The organism is Pseudomonas sp. 15A4, from assembly GCF_016925575.1.
Lineage (GTDB): Bacteria > Pseudomonadota > Gammaproteobacteria > Pseudomonadales > Pseudomonadaceae > Aquipseudomonas.
Genome location: NZ_CP068986.1, coordinates 3,201,578 through 3,222,138 on the forward strand (window position 1 = coordinate 3,201,578; position 20,561 = coordinate 3,222,138).

Below are 20,561 nucleotides of genomic sequence, written 5' to 3' on the forward strand. Positions count from 1 at the left end.
AAACACCCGGGCTGCGATTGGTCAGTTTTGTTCAATCAGCGCCCGGCCCCGCTTCGTACACTCACCTGACAGTCAATGGCAGATGACACGTGCAATGAACCTGATGATTTCCATGGCGGCGTTCGCGCTGGCCGCCTCCATATCGCCGGGGCCGGTGAACGTCGTGGCGCTCAGTTCGGGCGCGCAGTTCGGCTTGCTCGCCAGCTTGCGTCATGTGCTCGGCGCGACGGTGGGCTTTGTCGCGCTGCTGATGTTCACCGGGTTCGGGCTGCATGAAGTGCTGCAGCGTTACCCGATGCTCACGGAGATCATTCGCTGGGCGGGGGTAGCGTTTCTGCTCTATCTCGCGTGGAAACTGGCGATGGACGACGGCCGCCTCGACGTCGCCAAACCGACCCGCGAGCCGTCCTTTCTGCACGGCGCAGCGATGCAGTGGCTGAACCCGAAAGCCTGGCTGGCGGCGGTGGCGGGGATGAGCGCGTTTGTGGCCGATGGCGAGGCGCGACTGATCGGTCTGTTTGCGCTGATCTACTTCGTCGTGTGCTACCTGTCGGTGGCGTGCTGGGCCTACGCCGGTGCTTTTCTCGGCCCTTACTTACGCAGCCCCCGGCGTATCCGCATGTTCAACCGCAGCATGGCGGCGCTGTTGGCAGGCTGCGCGGTGTCACTGTTTTACGTCTGAGCCCGTTCAAGTCCGGGCAAGGCAAAGTCCGATCACGGTTTGTACTGGCCCGGCGTCAGGGCCAGATGCTTTTTGAACGCCCGCTGAAAGTGCGCCTGATCGGCAAAGCCACTCTGCTGGGCGATGTCGGCGATGGGCTCGCCGCTGCGCAATTGCGCCTGGCCATGCTGGATGCGCCGGTTGACCAACCAGGCGTGCGGTGTCATGTGGTAATGCTGCTCGAACGCGCGAATCAGGTAGGCCTCGGACAGATTCGCCACCGCGCACAGGTCTTCCAGCCGAATCGGTTGCAAGTAATGCGCATCGATGAACCGCGCCACACGTTCGACCTTGGGATTGGCCCGTCTCGGTGTCAGCGTCGAGCCGCCCAGACGCTGTTCGACCCGCGTGAAGAACCCGACCGCGGCCTCCTGTTTTGCCAGCGTCTCCAGCTGCGAATCCACCAGCCGCCGATGCAGCGCCAGCAGCCCGTCGAACAACAGCGGATCACGACTGTGGGTGGCCGGATACCCCCGAAACACGCCGCCGTTGTTGACCCCGCAATCCTGCTGCAGCGCGCCCAGCCACTGCGCGTTCACGTACAGCATCAGGTAGGACCACGGCTGATCATCGATGGGGTTGCAGGCGTGGACCTCGCCGGGGTTCATCACCACAACGGTGCCGGTGGCGATGGTCTGGGTGGTCTTCTCGTGCAGGTAGGTGCTTTGCCCGGCGGTGATTGCGCCGATGGAGAACACGTCGTGGGAATGACGGGAATAACAGACCTTGCGGCCGTCGTCGATGGAGCGCGCTTCAATGAACGGCAGCTGCGCGTCCCGCCAGAACACCGGTTGATCAAGACGTTTCACCGGGTTCTGGCAGGTCATCTCAACTCATCCCTTGTCGCGTTTGCAGCTGTGAAAGAGGTCCAGCGCCGGCTGGTATTCCGTGCTGGTAACGCCGAGCAAGCCTAGCACCGAATGAAACATATAGTCATGGCTCAGGTCCGGCTGGTCTTGCCTGGCGGCCAGGCAGGTGCGATCGACGCCTGCGTGTTCCAGGGTCGAGTGGCCGAACCACATCACCATCGGCACATGGGTCTGGGCCGTCGGAGCGATGGCGTAAGGTGCGGCGTGCAGATAGATGCCGTTTTCGCCGAGGGACTCGCCGTGGTCCGAGACGTAGATCATCGAGGTATCGACCTTGTCCTGATTGCGCTTGAGCAGTTCGATGGTCTGGGACAGGAAATGGTCGGTGTAGAGAATGGTGTTGTCGTAGACGTTTTTCAGTTCGTCGGACGTGCAACTGCCCAACTGATTGGTATGGCAAACCGGCGTGAAGCGTTCGAGGCTTTTAGGGTAGCGATCGTAGTATTCCGGACCGTGGCTGCCATCGGAATGGAGGACGATGATGGCGTTGTCCTGCAGCGAATCGATGTAGTCCTGCAAGCCCACCAGCAGCGATTCGTCGAGGCAATTCTGGCCATCGCAGAACGGGCTCGGCTGATTTTTCGGAATGTCGCTGTGGGGCACGCGCAGGCAGGTGCCTTTGCAATCGCTGTTGTTGTCCAGCCACAGCACCTTCAGGCCGGCGCGCTGGAGCATGTCCAGCAGACCCTCGTAGGTCTTGCCTTTTTTGTCGCTGTAATCAGTGCGCGGAAACTTCGAAAACATGCACGGCACTGACACAGCGGTTGACGTGCCACACGAGGCCACGTGGGTGAAGTTGAGAATGTCCTGCTGCTTCAGCTCCGGGTTGGTCTCCCGCCCGTAACCGTTGAGGGAGAAATGATCGGCGCGGGCCGTTTCGCCGACGACGAAGATCATCAGGCTCTTTTTCGGCCGCTGTTGCGCTTGCGGGCTGAGCGCTGCGTCGGCGCCAACGGTCTGGATGTTCAGCGTCTCTTTGATGGCGACGGTCTGCTTGGTCAGCTTGCCGATGGCGTAGAGGTAATTGGTCGGGTTGATGAAGTGGGTGAGCTTGTCTTCATCGCGAAAGATCGGCGCATAGGTCGAGTAGAAAGGCCCGACGGCAGCGGCGATCACCAGCAGACAGCCGATGCACACCAGCACTTTGTTGACCAGCCCGGGCAACACGCGGCGATAGGTCACCGGCACCCGCCAGATCAGTGCGATCGGCAGCGCGCCGAGCAGTCCCAGGTAGAGAAACAGCTTGCCGCTCAACAGGGCTTGGGCCTCGCCGGGGTTGGTTTCGAGCACGTTCTGCATCATCGTCGTGTCGATGCTGATGCCGTAGGTGTTCATGAAGTACGCGGCGCCGGCCGAGCACAGCGCGACCAGACTCAGCACCGGCTTAAGCGTCGGACGAAACGAAAAAGGCGTGAGCAGCAGGGTGATCGCAGCCCACAGCAGGAAGGCAAACGACACATAAAACGCGATGGCTTTGACGCCCTGCAACTGCGCCAGATCAATGAGTGCGCGCCAGGTCGCCAGGTTGTAAAACAGCACCAGACACAGGGAAAACAGCATCACCAGACGAGTAGACGTGACCGGTTTGACCATCGGATTCATTTCCATATCAGGGGCCGCGCAGTGCCTGGCGTGCGGGTGCAGCAGGCATTTCCATCCATAGTGCCGAGACGTGAGCGCCGAGACGTGCGGTGAGTCAGTCAATGGCTGCCGGGAGGGTAGGCGGGACAGACCGCGCGGAGTTTTCCAAATCGATTGTGAAGGCTTCGTGAAATCCCGGAGGCGCTTGTTTTCGGGGCGCGAAAAGCAGTTTTTGCAGGCCGGGGTGGGCTTGCGACCGCTTGCTGTCACTGCCCGGCGATGACCCTGTCCACGGTGCCGTTCTGTTTGAGTCGGGCGAACGCGGCGGTGATCCGCTGCACCGTCTCATCCGGGGTGCTGGCGCTGAGGGCGACGTACAGACCTTTGGACAGTTCGTCGAGGGTGAAGACGCTTTCCAGGTCCTCGAAATCGATGTGCAGATCGGCGCATTGTTCCCGCGCCTCGCGTTCGGGCATGGGAATCAGCTCGACCTGGCCGCTGATGAGTTTGCGCAGGTTGTCGAGGTTATTGGCCGACACCACCATCCTGCTGAAACCCTTGCCCTCCAGGTACTGCTGGCGCGAATCGTCGCGCACCACGCCGACGGTGTAGTGACTGGCGTCCTGCAGATCCGTGACCCGCACATCGCGGCGCTTGCGGAGTTTGTAGAACGACGGCATGACGTGTTCCAGCTCGCCGACCCACTTGAACAGCCCTTCGCGCGCACTGCTGCGAATCATGGGGTAGATGAGCACGTTTGCTTCCAGGCGAGCGATGTCGTAGGCCCTTGCCCAAGGGTAGAGGGCCATGTGGTAGTCGGTGATGCCGGCGTTGGCGAGGGTCATCTCGACGACTTCACTGGCGACCCCGACCACCTTGTTGCCGTCAAGCGCGCTGTAGGAAGAGTCCTCGGTCACCACCTGCAGCGGCGTGGCGTCGGCGGTCAGGCACACGAACAGCATCAGGAAAGTGGCCAGAACACTGTGCTGACAATGAATTTTTCCCATGGCATCCCTCTCGGTTCAGATCACACAGCGGTCCCGGCCCTGGCTTTTCGCCCGGTACAGTGCCCGGTCGGCACTCTGCAGCAGTTGATCGAAGTGCTCCATGTTCGCCGGGTCGAGCTCGGCCACGCCGATGCTCAAGGTCACGAAGGGCGAGACCGGTGAAGCACTGTGGACCAGTTGTTGTCGGGCCAGCAGGCCGCGCAGGCGATCGGCCGAGGCCAGCGCCTGTTGCTCATCCTGGCCCGGCAGCAGCACGGCGAACTCTTCGCCGCCGAGCCGCGCCACCAGTTCGCCGGAACGCGAAAACAGCGCGCTCATGGCCAACGCCACATCGCGCAGGCATTGATCGCCCCGCGCATGGCCGTAGGTGTCGTTGTAGAGCTTGAAGAAATCGATGTCGCACATCAGCACCGACAGCGGCTGGCGATGACGCAAGGCGCGGTTGAATTCCAGCTCCTTGAGCTCGTCGAAATGGCGGCGGTTGGCGAGCCCCGTGAGGGGATCGAAGCGGGTCAGGGCTTCAAGTCGCGTATTGGCGGCCTTGAGCTGTGCAGTGCGCTGCTCGACCAGTTCGGCGAGGTGATCGCGGCTGGCGGCGAGGGCGACTTCATCGTGGGCCTGACGCTCCAGGTGCGCGGCCAGTTTGTCCTGCAGGTCATTGACGCCCGCTTCCAGCAAGTCAAGTTCGTCACCTCCCTTGCCGCGCCGTTCCAGGGTCAAGTGGGTCTTGAGGTTGAGCGGCGTCAGGTGCTCGAGGTGCCGGGCAATGCGCCGCACGTGCAGGGTCACCGAGCGGTTGAACATGCCCATGATCACCCCGGCCAGCGCCAACGATTGGATGATTTGAGTGAGCATGATAATCGCGACTTCTTTCCACAGGCGTCTCCACAGCAGGCTCTCGTCGCCTTCGATGGTCAGCTCGCCCACCACTTCGCTGGCGCCGGGATAGGGCGCGACGGTCAGTTGCCGATACAGCGCCGGGGCACGAATCGAGCCGGTGTGGCCGGGGTGCTGGCGTTCGAGGATTTCAGGGGCGCGACCGGGCCGCAGGACCTTCAGCTGTACCCGACCCACCGGCGCCGCCGTGGCGACGCTGTCGATCTGGGTCTGCAGCGCCTGGTCATCCATTTCCCACACGGCCTTGGACAGCGTGCCCTGAAACACCTGATCGATCAGGGTCAGCTCGGCATTCATGTTCGCCAGGTTGGTGTTCCAGGCGAACCAGGTACGCACCAGCACCGTCGCGACCGTGAACAGCACGCAAAACGCCAGCGTCGCCAGCACCAGACGCCGCGCGAGCGACCCGGTGCTCTGCCCGTTGCGAGGGCCCGGGCGGGTGTCGCCGGGCGGCCCGGAAGGCGTTTCGCTCTGCATGCTCATTGCCACTTGCGCGCGATGGCGTCGTAGGTGCCATTGGCGCGAATCGTCTCCAAGGCTTTCTGAAACAGCTGCACCGTGGCATCGGGCGTTCCCGTGCTGAACGCCATGTTGAAGCCGCCGGCTTCCTCCAGCTCTTTTACGCGCAGGGATTGCACCAGGGTTCGGGCCGGGTCATCACCCACCTGCCGGGCGAGGTAGTAAGCGTTGAGTTCGTCGGAAATCCACAGGTCGACGTGGCCGGTCTGCAGTTTCTGGTAATTGAATTCGTAGCGGTTGCTCGATTGCAACTGATGGCCGATCTCGAACGTGCGCGCCATCAGGTACTGCTCGCCAACATCTTCATTGACGGTCGCGGTCTGCCAGTCCCGGGCATCGTCCAGGCTCAGCAACGTGACGGGATGACTGGCGGACGAATAGAGAAACCAGCGCGACGCGGCGATGGTCCCGACCCACTTGAACAGATGCTCGCGCTCGGCGGTGCGGGTGATGGAGTAAATCAACACATTGGGCGTGTGCAGCGCCAGATCATACGCCCGTGCCCAGGGCATGGACTGAATGGAGGCCTGCACATTGACCTCCTTCAGCACGGCCTGAACGACCTCGGTGCTCATGCCGGTGAGCACCCCGTCGCGGGTCATGTTGTAGGGCGGCAGTTCTTCGGTGACTACGTGAATCTTCGCATGAAGCGCATCTGAGTTAATCGATTCAGCTCCCAGCGCGCCTGTCCCCGTACACAGCAACAGCGCCACACACAGTGCGCTGCCCAGCGAGTGAATGAGCGAATGGAGTGTCATCGATAACTACCTCATGGGTGCAAAAGCGACCGATTCCGGGCCGTGAATAACCCGGCGCAACCGTCACCGACTGCCTTGCACATTGGGATATCGGCTGAATAATCCGCCACTTGAGACGGCTTCCTGCCGGTCATCCTAACAGCTTGAACAGACAAATCCGGGTTCCCCCACTGCCGCGCGCCACCTCACACAAAGTTCCCGACCGCCAGACCAGGCACATCGCGCGGCAACCCCTGAACTCCAGTGACCGGACGGGCCTCTTCCCGGCTGAAGCCGGTCCTACCAAGCACTGCATACAGCCCAGAAATGTCAGCGCCTGCGATGACCTCTTCCAGCTAAAGCCGGTCCCACTAAAAAGCCGTGTGCAGTCAGTGGGACCGGCTTTAGCCGGGAAGCCTTTGATCTGCTTTTGATCTTCGTACACAAAAAGCCCAGACACCGCCAAACGCGACTTGGGTGCAGGCTGAACGCAGGTTTTGCGGAGTGGGCCGAGCCGCATGGATGCGGCGAGAGCGCCGTCAGGACATGGATGTCCGTTCGGCGCGGGCCCACGGAGCAGGACCGGAGTGAAGGAACCCGACGGAGGAGGGCCAAACTAGGAGCAGGCACCCTTGGTTACTTGGGGTGCTTTTCCAAGTAACTCGCCGAAGGCGAAACAATCTGCCCCCAGGCAGATGCTTTTAAACAACTGTGGCGTTCTGCCACACCGGAGTAAACGCGGTTCCTTGACCTGGATCAAAGGTGCACGAAGGGCCTGTAGGAAAAATACCCCGCACCCCGACGAGTCCTCAACATGCCCGGTCCCTTCGACTTCCTCAAACACCCCCTGGCCAAAGACATCAGTCTGATCCTCCTGATCAAACTCGTCCTGCTCATGGGCATCCGCAGCGTCTGGTTCGACGCCCCGGTCGAAATCAAGGACGACGGCGTGCAAACCGGCCTGCACGTACTGGGCACCCCACCCGCACCCTCTGAGAAAAACCCAAAATGATATCGGAATCAGTCGTCGACCTCTCCCGGCTGCAGTTCGCGATGACCGCGCTGTACCACTTCCTGTTCGTCCCGTTGACCCTCGGCATGACCTTCCTGCTCGCCATCATGGAATCGGTCTACGTCATGACCGGCAAGCAGGTCTACAAAGACATGACGAAGTTCTGGGGAAAACTGTTCGGCATCAACTTCGCCCTCGGCGTCACCACCGGCCTGACCATGGAATTCCAGTTCGGTACCAACTGGGCCTACTACAGCCACTACGTCGGTGACATCTTCGGCGCGCCGCTTGCCATCGAAGGGATGATGGCGTTCTTCCTCGAATCGACTTTCATCGGCCTGTTCTTCTTTGGCTGGGACCGCCTGACCCGCGCCCAGCACCTGACCGTCACCTGGCTGGTGGCGATCGGCTCGAACATGTCGGCGCTGTGGATCCTCATCGCCAACGGCTGGATGCAGAACCCGGTCGGCGCCGAGTTCAACTTCACCACCATGCGCATGGAACTCACCAGCTTCAGCGACTTGCTGTTCAACCCCGTCGCCCAAGTCAAGTTCGTCCACACCGTAGCGTCCGGCTACGTCACCGGCGCGATCTTCGTTCTGGCGATTTCCAGCTGGTACTTGCTCAAGGGCCGCGACATCGCCTTCGCCCGCCGCTCGTTCGCCATCGCCTCGGCATTCGGCATGGCCTCGATCCTCTCGGTGATCGTGCTGGGTGATGAATCCGGCTACGAGATCGGTGACGTGCAAAAACCAAACTGGCCGCCATCGAAGCCGAGTGGGAAACCGAACCGGCCCCGGCGGCGTTTACCCTGTTCGGCTTGCCCAATCAGGCCGAGCAGCGCACCGACTACGCGGTCAAGATTCCCTACGTGATGGGCATCATTGCCACCCGCTCGGTGGACAAGCAGGTCACCGGCATCAAGGACCTGGTCCGCGAACACGAAGGCCGCATCCGCAACGGCATGACCGCCTACGACTTGCTTGGCCAGCTGCGCGGTGGCGACAAGAGCGAGCAAACCCTCGACGCCTTCAATGCGGCGAAAAAGGACCTCGGCTACGGCCTGTTGCTCAAGAAATACACCGACAAGGTCGTCGACGCCAACGAGCAACAGATCAAGCAGGCCGCGCTGGACTCGATCCCGCAGGTGGCGTCGATCTTCTGGACCTTTCGCGTGATGGTGCTCAGCGGGATGCTCATGCTGCTGTTGTTCGCCTGTGCCTTCTGGGCGTCGGCGCGCAAGAACGAGACCCGCAAGCGCTGGCTGCTCAAGTGGGCGCTGTTCAGCCTGCCGCTGCCGTGGATTGCCACCCAGACCGGCTGGTGGGTCGCCGAACATGGCCGTCAGCCCTGGTCCATCGGTGAAGTGCTGCCTGTGCACCTGTCGGCCTCGACTCTGTCGGCGGGGGATGTGCTCGGTTCGATTGTGGCGCTGGTCGGCTTCTACACCGTCCTGCTGATCATCGAGATGTACCTGATGATCAAGTTCGCAAGGCTCGGTCCGAGCAGCCTGCACACCGGTCGCTATCACTTCGAGCAAGGCGCGCAGGGCAACGCTGCTCACGCCAAACAACCGGCCCTGGCCTGAGGAATCACCGATGTTCGATTACGAGACACTGAAAATGATCTGGTGGGTGCTGGTCGGCGTGTTGCTGATCGGCTTCGCCCTCACCGATGGCTTCGACCTGGGCGCAGCGATGCTGATGCCTTACGTCGGGCGCAGCGACACCGAGCGGCGTGTGGTCATCAACACCATCGCCCCGCACTGGGATGGCAATCAGGTCTGGCTGATCACCGCCGGCGGTGCGCTTTTTGCCGCATGGCCACTGGTCTACGCCGCGGCGTTCTCGGGTTTGTACTGGGCGCTGCTGCTGGTGCTGTTTGCGCTGTTCGTGCGCCCGGTGGGGTTCGATTACCGCAGCAAGCTGGAAAACACCCGCTGGCGGCAGAGCTGGGACTGGGGCCTGTTCATCGGTGGCGTGGTGCCGTCGCTGGTCTTCGGCGTGGCGTTTGGCAACCTGTTGCTGGGCGTGCCGTTCCAGTTCGACGACACCCTGCGTTCCAGTTATCAGGGCAACTTCTGGCAGCTGTTGAGCCCGTTTGGCCTGCTGGCCGGCGTGGTCAGCCTGAGCATGCTCGGCCTGCACGGCGGCAGCTGGCTGATGATGCGCACCGAAGGGGCCATTGCCCAACGCTCCCGCCGTGCGGCCCAGTGGTTGTCGCTCGTGTTCTTGCTGTCGTTCATCGGGGCCGGCGTGTGGCTGTTGCTCGGCGGCATTCAGGGCCTGGCGATCACTTCGGCGTTCGATGCTGGCGCTGCGCTAAACCCGCTGGCGAAAACCGTGACGGCCAGCAACCACGGCTGGCTGGGGAATTATCAGCAGCACCCGCTGACGGTCGTCGCACCGTTGTTGGGGATTTTCGGTGGCTTGCTGGCCTTGCTCGGCGCCAGTGCGGGGCAGGGCAGAACGGCATTCCTCGGCAGCAGCCTGGGCATCGTCGGCGCGTTGTGCACCGCAGGTTTTGCGCTGTTCCCGTTCGTCATGCCGTCGAGCCTGGACCCGGCGTCAAGCCTGACCGTGTGGGACGCCGTTTCCAGCCATAAAACCCTGATGATCATGCTGATCGCGGCGTCGATCTTCGTGCCGCTGATCCTCTGCTACACGCTTTGGTGCTACGCGAAGATGTGGGGCAAGGTCACCACCGCGCACATCGACCACAACCCCCACGGCCTGTACTGAGCCGCGCTTTAGAGGAGAGACAAACATGTGGTATTTCGCCTGGATTCTCGGCGTGTTGCTGGCCTGCAGCTTCGGCATCATCAACGCGCTGTGGCTGGAATCGTCCGACGCCGCGGCGCTGGAGAGCGGCCGTGACCGTTGAAGCGCTGAACGCACCCCTCAGGCAAGCCATCGGCCGGGCATTGTCCCTGCTGATGGCCGTGCCGCTCAGCCTGGTGTTGCTGATTCATCCGGCGTCGATGCTCGACGCCAACGGCCATTACTCCCACAGCCTGCTGATGCTGATCATGTGGGGCGTGGCCGGAGGGTTTGTCCACGGCGTCGGTTTCGAGCCGCGGGCGATGGCCTGGCGGGTGGTGTTTCACCCGCTGCTGGCCTGGTCGCTGATGGCCTTGGGTTTTGGGATGTGGCTGACGGCGCGGCAGTGGCTTTAGGCGCTTTATGAGGCAGCTGCAGCGTTGGCTTTCTTCACCGCGGGCACGATGGACAGCGCGATCAACGCGGCAATCGCGCACAACAGGCCGGAAATGAAAAACGCCGGCAGGTAGGTGGCGAAATGCGTGCGCGTCCAGCCGGCGCCGAAGGCGGCAAACGCTGCACCCAGCTGATGCCCGGCGAACACCCAGCCAAACACGATATTGGCGCGTTCTGCGCCAAATCGCTGGGCGGTCAGCTTCACGGTTGGCGGCACCGTGGCGATCCAGTCGAGCCCGTACAACAGGGCAAACACCGACAGCCCGAACAGGGTGAAATCCAGAAAGGGCAGCAGCACCAGCGACACGCCGCGAAAGCCGTAGTACCAGAACAGCAGCCAGCGGTTATCGAAGCGGTCCGACAGCCAGCCGGAACCGATGGTGCCAAAGAAGTCGAAAATCCCCATCACCGCCAGCATTCCAGCTGCCGTCGTCGCGGCCAGGCCGTAATCGCCGCACAGGCTGATGAAGTGGGTCTGAATCAGGCCGTTGGTGCTGGCGCCGCAGATGAAGAACGTCATGAACAGCACCCAGAACGTCCAGGTTTTCGACACGTCGCGCAGCACCCGCAGCGGCGTGATCAACAACTGAATGAACGTCTGGCTGCTCTCGGCAACGGGATGAATGTCCTCATCGCCATAGAGCGGCAACTGCAGATCGGCAGGGCGATTGCGCATCAGTGCCAGCACCGCGACGCCGGCAATGACGATGGCTGCGCAGATGCACGTCAGCGCCGTGCGCCAGCCGAAATGCTCGGTCATGTTCGCCAGCAACGGCATGAACACCAACTGGCCCGTGGCAGAACTCGCCGACAGTAAACCCATCGCCAGCCCGCGACGCGCGGAGAACCAGCGCGTCGCGACGGTGGCGCCGAGCACCATCGCCGTCAGCCCCGTGCCGAAGCCGACCACCACGCCCCACAGCAGCACCAGTTGCCAGAACTGGGTCATGAACAGCGACAAGACCATGCCGCTGGCGACCAGCGTCAGCGCGGTCAGCACCACCTTGCGCACGCCGAAGTGGTTCATGAACGCGGCGGCAAACGGGCCGACCAGACCGAACAGGGCAAAGCGTATCGCCAGCGCCGAAGAAATCTCAGCGGTGTCCCAGCCGAATTCTGCTTGCAGCGGCCGGATGAACACCCCCGGCGCGCCCACTGCACCGGCCATCACCAGCATGGTCAGGAAAGTGACGGCCAGAATGACCCAGCTGTAATGGACACGGCGGCGCGACAGCGAAGCCGCCAGAACGGACGAAACCATGGAAATTCACCAGAGAGCGAAGCAGTTGGATGATGGGTGTACTTCAATATGAACGCTCAGCCATCGTGCTTCCGTCAAGGGGATATTTCTGAATGTTGCAGATACCTGGACGTTCAGCCTTTCAAGTGGCCCAGGGAGGACATTTTCACGGTCAGCATTTCACCCGGTGAAACGGTGGATTGCCTTTTCTGGTCATTCTCCAATCCAGCGGTCAGGCCCACTATTCACTCCACCAGCGCGGCTCACCATTGCGGCACCGCCGCCCCACGCTGAGTTGATTCACTTGCCCAGGAGCCCACCCCATGACCGCCATCACGCTCTATCACTTCCCGTTGTCTGGCCACTCCCACCGCGCGGAGCTGATGTTGTCGCTGCTGGGCCTTGATCCGAAGATCCAGTTTGTTGATCTGGCCAAGGGTGAGCAGAAAAAGCCGGAATTCCTCGCCATCAACGCCTTCGGCCAGGTGCCGGTGATTGACGACAACGGCGTCATCGTCGCCGATTCAACGGCGATCCTGGTGTACCTGGCGAAGAAGTACGACCCGTCGGGCCGCTGGCTGCCGAATGATCCCGAGGACGCGGCGCAGGTGCAGCGCTGGTTGTCTGCCGCCTCCGGCGCGATTTATCTGGGCCCGGCGCGGGCGCGGCTGATCACGGTGTTCGGCGCGGGCTTCGATCCTAAAGACACGATCCAGCGGGCCCACGACGCGCTCCACGTCATCGATCAGCACCTGAACGGCCGCGAATTTCTCGCCACCGATCACGCCACCATCGCCGACGTCGCCGCCTACAGCTACATCGCCCACGCGCCGGAAGGCAATGTGTCGCTGGACGAATACGCCAACGTGCAGGCATGGCTGGCGCGCATCGAGAACCTGCCGGGCTTCACGCCCATGCCACGCACGGCGGCAGGGCTGGTCAACTAATCATCCGGGAGTCCAGGGAGTTCGCGCCATGAACGAGATTCGCACTGAAATACCATCGCCATGGCATTCCGGCGAGCGCGCTCTGCAGGCTAAAGTCGGCGTTGCGGAGCGCATGGAAGCCTTGGGCAAGCGCGTCATTCGTGACTACATGCCCGATCAGCACCGTGAGTTCTACGAGCACCTGCCGTACCTGATTCTCGGCGCCGTCGACGCTGAGGGCTGGCCGTGGGCGACCCTGCTGGACGCCCAGTCGGGGTTCATCCAGTCACCCGACGCCAGGCAACTGCACATCGCCCGACGCCCCGACGCCGAAGACCCGGCCGGCGCCGAGTTTGCACCGGGCGCGGCGGTGGGCATGCTCGGCATCGACCTGCACACTCGCCGTCGCAACCGCATCAACGGCCACATCAGCGATGTCTGGGAAAACGGTTTTTCCGTAAGCGTCGAGCACTCGTACGGCAATTGCCCGCAGTACATTCAGCTGCGGGCGCTGAAGCAGGTGCCGCTCAAGACTGTGGCGCAGCCTTCGCCGGTGCAGCGGTTTACCGCGCTGGATGATGCCGCCATCGCCACCATTCGTGGCGCCGACACGTTCTTCGTCGCCAGCTATGTCGACCTTGAGGGCGCCCAGCCCCAACGTTCGGTGGACGTGTCCCACCGTGGCGGCCAGGCCGGGTTCGTGCGGGTGGAGGGCGATGTGCTGACCATCCCGGATTTCGCCGGCAACCTGTTTTTCAATACGCTGGGCAATTTCCAGGTCAATCCCAAAGCGGGTCTGCTGTTCGTTGATTTCCAGACCGGCGAGCTGTTGCAGGTGGCGGGCACTGTCACGCTGATCCTCGACGGGCCGGAAATCGCCGCGTTCCAAGGCGCCGAGCGGCTCTGGCAGGTGCGGGTGGAACACGTGGTGCGTCGGCCGGCGGCGTTGCGCTCGCGCTGGGAATTCCAGGGTTGGTCGCCGAACAGCCTGATGACCGGCGACTGGCAGCAGACCGCCGCCCGCTTGCAGGCCGATGCCCTGCGCGATCAATGGCGGCCCCTGCGGGTGACGGGGATCGAGGACGAAAGCGACGGCATTCGTTCGTTCTATTTCGAGCCTGCCGACGGCGCCGGATTGCCCGCGTTCAAGGCCGGTCAACACCTGCCGCTGCGCCTCTCTCTGGACGGCCGCACGCCGCCGCTGATTCGTACCTACAGCCTGTCCAGCGCGCCGTCAGACGGATTCTTCCGCATCAGCGTCAAGCGCGACGGCCTGGCTTCGGCGTACCTGCATGACCACGTCAGCGTTGGCGATCTGCTCCAGGCGCGGTCACCCCAGGGCAGCTTTGTGGTGGATCCGCAGGAGCGCCGTCCGTTGGTGCTGCTGGGTGCGGGCATCGGCGTCACGCCCATGCTGTCGATGCTGCGAGAAGTCATCTACGAAGGCAAACGGGTGCGGGGAGGGCGGGCGACCTGGTTCATCCAGAGTGCCCGTCGTCTGGCCGACCTGGCGTTTCGCGAAGAAGTGGACACACTCATTGCAAAGGCTGGCGACCAGCTGACAGCGATCCGCGTGCTGAGCCAGCCGGAAACGTCGGCGCGGGTGGGTGAAGACTTCCACCTGACCGGCCGCATTGACCTTGATCTGCTCAAGGCGCTGCTGCCGTTCAACGATTTTGATTTCTATGTGTGTGGGCCGGCGGCATTTACCCAGGCGATCTACGACGGCCTGCGCGGCCTGCACATTCGCGACGAGCGCATCCATGCCGAGACGTTCGGCCCGTCCAGCCTGAAGCGCAGCGGCGATTCCCAGGCGATCGCCTTTGAGCAACCACCCGCCGCCACTGAAGCGGTGCCGGTGGTGTTCGAACGCTCCGCCAAGGAGGCGCGCTGGCAACCCGCCGGCGGCACGTTGCTCGAACTGGCCGAAAGCCGCGGGCTCAGCCCGGAGTTCAGCTGTCGCGGCGGATCCTGTGGCACCTGCAAGACCCGGCTCGTCAGTGGCCAGGTGCATTACCCGGTCCCGCCCGCTGAAAGGCCGGCGCCGGACCACGTGCTGATCTGCTGCGCAGTCCCGGCTTCAGGGCCGTTGGTGCTCGATCTGTAACCATCCATGCGTGTGCGGGAGAGACGGCGATGAACCCATGGCCAGCGTTCGAGAAAGATGAAACCCCGATGCCTTATCAGGCCACCGAGCAGGAGGTCTCCTGGTTGTTGCCGCAGTCGCTGGCGTCCCTGGCTGGCGAGCTTGCGGCGAGCCACGAGCCCATCGACACGCCAGCGACGTTGCGGCTGTTCATGTGGGTGCGTTCGGTGTCGGCCTTCAAACGATCACACTGAGGCGGCGCGCGATGGGCGATGTGCGATGAACTCGGTCCCGTGACTGTGCCGGTTTTGCGGCTTATGGTTGTAATGTCCCAGCGTCTGGAAGGATGATGTGCGCCGGTTTTCTTACCGTTCGCAGCGGCTCACCGGCAGCTCCTCTTATCATGGGATGGCTGCCATCAGCCGTGCGGCGCTCGTTGCCCTTCACAAGGACGTTCATCTTGATCACCCGCAGAACCCTCATTGGCGCATCGTTGTTGGCCGTGCCCTCGCTGCTGAGCCTTCCCTCGTTCGCTGCCGAACGACGGCCCGCGCCGTCTTCGGACCGGATCATCCAGCAACAGCTGGCCGACCTCGAACATCGTCATGGCGGCCGGCTGGGTGTCGCTATTTTGGATACGGCCAGCCAGCGCCTGATCAGCCATCGCGGCGATGAACGATTTGCCCTGTGCAGCACCTTTAAATGCCTCGCCGCCGCCTGCGTGCTGTCGCGCGTCGATCAAAAACAGGAGGACCTTGCGCGGCGCATCGTTTATTCCGCCGAGCAACTGGTGCCGTATTCACCCACCACCGAGCTGCACGTGGGCGGGCAGGGGCTGAGCGTCGGTTCACTGTGCGAGGCAGCGATGACGCTGAGCGACAACACGGCGGCCAACGTGCTGCTCGACAGCCTGGGCGGCCCTGATGCGTTGACCGCCTGGCTGCGATCGATCGGTGACACACAAACCCGCCTCGACCGACGTGAGCTAGAGCTGAATGAAAACCGGCCGGGTGACCCGCGCGACACCACGACGCCCGTCGCCATGCTGCACACCCTGGACACCCTCGTTCTGGGCAGTGAGCTAACGCTGCCGTCCCGCGATCAACTGACAGCGTGGCTGGTGAACAACCAGACGGGTGACAAGAAGTTGCGCGCTGGGGTGCCTGCCCATTGGCGTGTGGGCGATAAGACCGGCTCCGGCGCCAACAATGCCAGTAACGACGTCGCCGTGATCTGGCCCGGCGACCGGTCGCCCATCCTTGTCACGGCTTATTACACCGGCTCCAAGGCCAGCGGTGATCAGATCAATGTGCTGATGGCCGACATCGGGCGTCTGGCTGCGGCGGTGTAAAGGGCAAGCGTCGAGGTGTATCGCGGCGAATCGTAAGATCTCGATACACATTGCCGCCATGAATCTGCCATTCGCCGCAAACAGCGGAGCTCTGCCTACGCCCTACGACGGCGCTACGCCGCCCCTGCGGTGCCCCATGCCTTGGGTAATTGCGACAAAATGCTCGCCTTCGCGCTGACATGTGGCCCATTGACACTAAATTCCCTTCCGCTAGACAACTTCAGCCGCAGCCAGCAAAACCGGGCATTCCAGTTTTACAAGCTGTAGGAAAAAGCTGACAGACGCCTCCGTTTTTGCGCGCGGTCTCAAGACTGTCATCAAACAGAAATGTTTCCAGTTTTAAATCTGCCTCGGGTCTTCAACTGTGACCACACACACAAAATTCTCTTGTTGAGGTATTGCCGTGATTCTGCTGACTAAAAAACGCCTGTCGCTTCTGATGGCTTCGATGTGCCTGTCGGGTATGGCACACGCCGTTGATGTGACGGGCGCTGGTTCGAGTTTCGTATTCCCGGTTATCTCCCAGTGGTCGCAGGACTACAGCAAAACTGCTGACAATCGCGTCAACTACCAGTCGATCGGTTCGGGTGGCGGTATCGCCCAGATCAAGGCTGCCACCGTAGACTTCGGCGCGTCCGACGCCCCGATGTCCGCGGAAGACCTCAAGGCCGGCGGCCTGGGTCAATTCCCAAGCGTGATCGGCGGTATCGTTCCGGTCGTCAACATCGAAGGTGTGAAAGCCAACGACCTGAAACTGAGTGGCCAGGTCCTCGCTGACATCTTCCAGGGCAAAATCACCAAGTGGAACGACCCTGCAATCGTTGCAATGAACTCGGGTGTAAAGCTGCCTGAAACCAACATCACCGTCGTTCACCGTTCGGACGGCTCGGGCACTTCCTTCAACTTCACCAGCTACCTGACCAAAGTCAGCGACGCATGGAAATCCGGTCCAGGCACCGGCTCGGCCGTTCAATGGCCAGTAGGCGTGGGCGGCAAGGGTAACGAAGGTGTGGCGGCTTACGTAAAACAGATCAAGGGCTCGATCGGTTACGTTGAATACTCCTACGCCACCAAAAGCGATATCGCTTTCACCCAACTGCAGAACTCTGCTGGCGAGTACATCAAGCCTGACGCCAAAGCCTTCGCCGCTGCTGCTGACACGGCTGATTGGGCCAACGCCAAAGACTTCAACCTGATCATGACCAACGCCCCGGGCAAGACGGCATGGCCGATCACCGCGACCACCTGGATCATCATGTACAAGCAGCCGAAGAACGCCGAGAAAAGCGCTGCTGCTTTCGACTTCTTCAAATGGTCCCTGGAAAAAGGTCAGAGCGCCGCTGAAAAACTGGAATACGTACCTCTGCCTGCCTCGCTGGTCAGCAAGATCGAAGACTACTGGAAAACCGAGTTCACCAAGTAACTCGACGTCATCCGGCTAACCCCTGTCACCGAGCGCTCGGTGACAGGGTTTCCTTGCGAGTGGACCTACCATGACTGATAACACCCAATACATGTCCGCTGTGATTCCGGATGCAATATCCGAGAGCGAAAAACGCGCGGCCCGCGATCACCGACACGACGCCTGGTTTCGGCGCACGATGCTGGGAGCGGCTCTGTTGGTGCTGCTGTTGCTGGCGAGTATCGCCGGCTCGACACTCTGGGGCGGTGCCCTGGCGTTCAAGACGTTTGGCTTCGAATTTCTTACCAGTACCGAATGGGATGTGGTCAACGGCAAGTTCGGCGCGTTGGTGCCGATCTACGGCACGCTGGTCACCTCCTTTCTCGCGCTGCTGATCGCCGTTCCGGTGAGCTTCGGCATCGCGGTTTTTCTGACTGAAGTCGCACCGCCCTGGTTGCGCATGCCCATCGCTTCGGCGGTGGAACTGCTGGCCGGCATTCCTTCGATCATCTACGGCATGTGGGGCCTGTTCGTGTTCGGCCCGTTCATGGCGCAATACATGGCCCCGTGGATCAACGACAACCTTGGCGCGCTGCCGCTGATCGGCCCTGTGTTCCAGGGCCCGCCCCTGGGCATCGGCATGCTGACCGCTGGCATCGTGCTGGCGATCATGATTATCCCGTTCATCACCTCGGTCATGACCGAAGTGTTCCGCAGCGTGCCCATTGCCCTTAAAGAGTCGGCGTACGCACTGGGCGGCACGACCTGGGAAGTGGTCTGGGACATCGTCCTGCCTTATACCCGCTCTGCGGTGGTCGGCGGTGTGTTTCTGGGGCTGGGCCGTGCGCTCGGTGAAACCATGGCGGTGACCTTCGTGTTGGGCAACGCCCACCAGTTCTCCGCATCGTTGATGATGCCAAGCAGCTCGATTGCTTCGGTGATTGCCAACGAGTTCAGCGAGGCCTACACCGACCTGCACCGTTCTGCGCTGATCGCCCTGGGCTTCCTGCTGTTCGTGGTGACCTTCATCGTGCTGGCGATCGCCCGTCTGATGCTCTCTCGTCTGTCGCGCAAGGAGGGTCTATGAGTAAGGCCGATAACGAAAACCTGTACCGTTCGCGGGCCATCAAGAACAGGATCGCGATGGTCCTGAGCTGCGCCGCGACGGCCTTCGGCCTGTTGTGGCTGGTGTGGATTCTGCTGACCACGATCGTCAACGGGTTCGAAGCACTGAACCTGCGGCTGTTCACCGAAATGACCCCGCCACCGGGCTCATCGGGCGGACTGGCCAACGCCTTTTACGGCAGCATCCTGATGTCTGGCATCGGCCTGCTGATCGGCACGCCGATTGGTTTGATGGCCGGGATCTGGCTGGCAGAGTTTGCCCGCAACACCAAGCTGGGCAATGCGGTGCGCTTCATCAACGACATTCTGCTGTCGGCGCCGTCGATCGTGCTCGGTCTGTTCGTGTACACCGCGGTGATTCTGCCCCTCAGCGCGGTGACCAACCACCAGGTCGGTTTCTCCGCCATCGCCGGCGCCCTGGCCCTGGCACTGCTGGTGATCCCGGTGGTGGTACGAACCACCGATGAAATGCTTCAGCTGCAACCGTCGACCATGCGCGAAGCCGCACTGGCCCTGGGTGTGCCGCAATGGAAGCTGACCTTGCAGATCGTCCTGCGTGCGGCCAAGGCCGGCGTGGTGACCGGCATCCTGCTGGCGCTGGCGCGCATCACTGGCGAAACCGCGCCGCTGCTGTTCACCGCCTTCGGTAACCAGTTCTGGAGCAGTGACCTGCTCAAACCGATCGCAAGCGTGCCTGTGGTGATCTTCCAGTACGCGATGAGTCCGTTCGATGACTGGCATTCCCTGGCCTGGGCCGGCGCTTTGATTATGACCATGTTTGTACTGGTACTGAGCCTCAGTTCCCGTCTTCTCCTTTTGCGCAATAGGGCGTCCTGATGAACAACCTTTCCCTCGCCGACGAAAAAACCAAAATCCAGGTACGCGGTCTCGATTTCTACTACGGCACTCAGCGCTCGCTGAAGTCGGTCGACATGATCATCCCCGAGAAGCGCATCACCGCGATCATCGGCCCGTCCGGCTGCGGCAAGTCCACGCTGCTGCGCGTGTTCAACCGCATTTACTCGATGTACCCGAAGCAGGAAGCCAAAGGCGAAGTGATGCTCAACGGGGAGAACATTCTGGCCCCGGGCTACTCGATGAACCGCCTGCGCAGCAACGTCGGCATGGTGTTCCAGAAGCCGGTGCCGTTCCCGATGTCGATCTACGACAACATCGCCTACGCGGTGCGTCACCACGAAAAACTCTCCCGTCGCGAGATGGAAGAGCGCGTCGAGCAGGCCCTGCGTGGCGCGGCGTTGTGGGATGAAGTCAAAGACAAGCTCAAGCAGAGCGCCCAGAGTCTTTCCGGTGGTCAGCAACAGCGTCTGTGCATTGCCCGCACCATCGCGCTGCGCCCGCAAGTGCTGTTGCTGGACGAACCGACTTCAGCCCTCGACCCGATCTCCACCGGTCGCATTGAACAGCTGATCACCGAGCTCAAAGAGCAGTTCACGGTGATCATCGTCACCCACAACATGCAACAGGCGGCCCGTTGCTCGGACTACACCGCGTTCATGTTCATGGGCGAACTGATCGAACACGGCGACACCGACACCATCTTCACCAAGCCGTCCAAAACCCAGACCGAGGATTACATCACCGGTCGTTTTGGCTGATCGGGTTATCGCGGCGCTGCGGGAGGTTGTAGTGGGACCGCGCGCCTCGTAGGACCGGCTTCAGCCGGGAATGCATTGGTCGTCACACCGCAAAATCGAGGGTGTTCAAACCGGCGTCTTCCCGGCTAAAGCCGGTCCTACAATTGATCGCGAGGTGTTTGGGACCGGCTTCAGCCGGGAATGCGTCGGCCGCCGCACCGGAAACTTGGTGGTGTACAAACCGGCGTCTTCCCGGCTAAAGCCGGTCCTACAGTTGA

19 protein-coding genes and 1 pseudogene are annotated in these 20,561 nt (G+C 61.9%); 14 read left to right on the top strand and 6 right to left on the bottom strand.

The features are described from left to right. The first annotated feature begins 94 nt into the window (after positions 1 to 94). Entirely contained in the window at positions 95 to 682 is a 588-nt protein-coding gene (locus JN403_RS14395) for a LysE family translocator (protein WP_205482907.1), read from the top strand. 32 nt (positions 683 to 714) lie between these two features. Here the strand turns inward: JN403_RS14395 and JN403_RS14400 are convergent, their stop codons facing one another. The 5 genes from JN403_RS14400 to JN403_RS14420 form a co-directional block, all read right to left on the bottom strand. After that, positions 715 to 1,548, bottom strand: a complete 834-nt coding sequence (locus JN403_RS14400; protein ID WP_205482909.1) for an AraC family transcriptional regulator — start codon at positions 1,546 to 1,548, stop codon at positions 715 to 717. Between the two features lie 6 nt (positions 1,549 to 1,554). Next, positions 1,555 to 3,198, bottom strand: coding sequence for a phosphoethanolamine--lipid A transferase (locus JN403_RS14405; RefSeq protein WP_122534527.1), 1,644 nt, complete (start codon positions 3,196 to 3,198; stop codon positions 1,555 to 1,557). Positions 3,199 to 3,437: 239 nt separating this feature from the next. After that, complete coding sequence (locus JN403_RS14410; RefSeq protein WP_240356565.1) at positions 3,438 to 4,178, bottom strand: ABC transporter substrate-binding protein; 741 nt, start codon at positions 4,176 to 4,178, stop codon at positions 3,438 to 3,440. A 15-nt stretch (positions 4,179 to 4,193) separates the two neighbouring features. Further along, on the bottom strand, positions 4,194 to 5,552 hold the full coding sequence (locus tag JN403_RS14415) for a diguanylate cyclase (RefSeq protein ID WP_240356566.1): 1,359 nt from the start codon (positions 5,550 to 5,552) through the stop codon (positions 4,194 to 4,196). A 2-nt stretch (positions 5,553 to 5,554) separates the two neighbouring features. After that, complete coding sequence (locus JN403_RS14420) at positions 5,555 to 6,352, bottom strand: transporter substrate-binding domain-containing protein (RefSeq protein ID WP_205482915.1); 798 nt, start codon at positions 6,350 to 6,352, stop codon at positions 5,555 to 5,557. Positions 6,353 to 7,145: 793 nt separating this feature from the next. Between JN403_RS14420 and cydP the strand changes: the two genes are divergently transcribed. From cydP to JN403_RS14445, 5 genes and pseudogenes are all read left to right on the top strand, one after another. Then, the gene (gene cydP, locus JN403_RS14425) at positions 7,146 to 7,343 is read left to right on the top strand and encodes a cytochrome oxidase putative small subunit CydP (protein ID WP_122534530.1); all 198 of its coding nucleotides are present in this window, start codon (positions 7,146 to 7,148) and stop codon (positions 7,341 to 7,343) included. Continuing rightward, positions 7,340 to 8,931 (top strand): annotated as a pseudogene (locus JN403_RS14430) (cytochrome ubiquinol oxidase subunit I). The gene cydP and the pseudogene JN403_RS14430 overlap by 4 nt, the downstream one beginning before the upstream one ends. A 10-nt stretch (positions 8,932 to 8,941) precedes the next feature. Further along, complete coding sequence (cydB, locus tag JN403_RS14435) at positions 8,942 to 10,084, top strand: cytochrome d ubiquinol oxidase subunit II (RefSeq protein ID WP_205482918.1); 1,143 nt, start codon at positions 8,942 to 8,944, stop codon at positions 10,082 to 10,084. Between the two features lie 25 nt (positions 10,085 to 10,109). Next, entirely contained in the window at positions 10,110 to 10,226 is a 117-nt protein-coding gene (gene cydX, locus JN403_RS14440; RefSeq protein WP_065988546.1) for a cytochrome bd-I oxidase subunit CydX, read from the top strand. Continuing rightward, positions 10,216 to 10,518 carry a cyd operon YbgE family protein gene (locus JN403_RS14445; RefSeq protein ID WP_205482920.1) on the top strand — a complete coding sequence of 101 codons (303 nt, stop codon included), beginning with the start codon at positions 10,216 to 10,218 and terminating at the stop codon, positions 10,516 to 10,518. Before cydX ends, JN403_RS14445 begins: the two co-directional genes overlap by 11 nt. A 5-nt stretch (positions 10,519 to 10,523) precedes the next feature. Here the strand turns inward: JN403_RS14445 and JN403_RS14450 are convergent, their stop codons facing one another. After that, positions 10,524 to 11,819: an MFS transporter gene (locus JN403_RS14450; protein WP_205482921.1), complete on the bottom strand. Its 1,296-nt coding sequence runs from the start codon at positions 11,817 to 11,819 to the stop codon at positions 10,524 to 10,526. A 302-nt stretch (positions 11,820 to 12,121) separates the two neighbouring features. Here JN403_RS14450 and JN403_RS14455 point away from each other — a divergent pair, with 302 nt between their 5' ends. From JN403_RS14455 to pstB, 8 genes are all read left to right on the top strand, one after another. Beyond that, on the top strand, positions 12,122 to 12,745 hold the full coding sequence (locus JN403_RS14455) for a glutathione S-transferase (protein ID WP_205482922.1): 624 nt from the start codon (positions 12,122 to 12,124) through the stop codon (positions 12,743 to 12,745). A 28-nt stretch (positions 12,746 to 12,773) separates the two neighbouring features. Further along, entirely contained in the window at positions 12,774 to 14,831 is a 2,058-nt protein-coding gene (locus tag JN403_RS14460; RefSeq protein ID WP_205482923.1) for a pyridoxamine 5'-phosphate oxidase family protein, read from the top strand. A 29-nt stretch (positions 14,832 to 14,860) separates the two neighbouring features. Beyond that, positions 14,861 to 15,064, top strand: coding sequence for a hypothetical protein (locus JN403_RS14465; RefSeq protein ID WP_122534536.1), 204 nt, complete (start codon positions 14,861 to 14,863; stop codon positions 15,062 to 15,064). Between the two features lie 206 nt (positions 15,065 to 15,270). Then, positions 15,271 to 16,161 carry a class A beta-lactamase gene (bla, locus tag JN403_RS14470; RefSeq protein ID WP_240356568.1) on the top strand — a complete coding sequence of 297 codons (891 nt, stop codon included), beginning with the start codon at positions 15,271 to 15,273 and terminating at the stop codon, positions 16,159 to 16,161. Between the two features lie 403 nt (positions 16,162 to 16,564). Further along, a complete protein-coding gene (gene pstS, locus JN403_RS14475; RefSeq protein ID WP_205482925.1) occupies positions 16,565 to 17,584 on the top strand; it encodes a phosphate ABC transporter substrate-binding protein PstS in 1,020 nt (339 codons plus the stop codon). A 70-nt stretch (positions 17,585 to 17,654) separates the two neighbouring features. Next, positions 17,655 to 18,650, top strand: coding sequence for a phosphate ABC transporter permease subunit PstC (gene pstC / locus JN403_RS14480; protein ID WP_065988539.1), 996 nt, complete (start codon positions 17,655 to 17,657; stop codon positions 18,648 to 18,650). After that, on the top strand, positions 18,647 to 19,525 hold the full coding sequence (gene pstA, locus JN403_RS14485; protein ID WP_065988538.1) for a phosphate ABC transporter permease PstA: 879 nt from the start codon (positions 18,647 to 18,649) through the stop codon (positions 19,523 to 19,525). Before pstC ends, pstA begins: the two co-directional genes overlap by 4 nt. Continuing rightward, positions 19,525 to 20,304: a phosphate ABC transporter ATP-binding protein PstB gene (gene pstB / locus JN403_RS14490; protein WP_065988537.1), complete on the top strand. Its 780-nt coding sequence runs from the start codon at positions 19,525 to 19,527 to the stop codon at positions 20,302 to 20,304. The genes pstA and pstB overlap by 1 nt, the downstream gene beginning before the upstream one ends. The last annotated feature ends 257 nt before the right edge of the window (positions 20,305 to 20,561 follow it).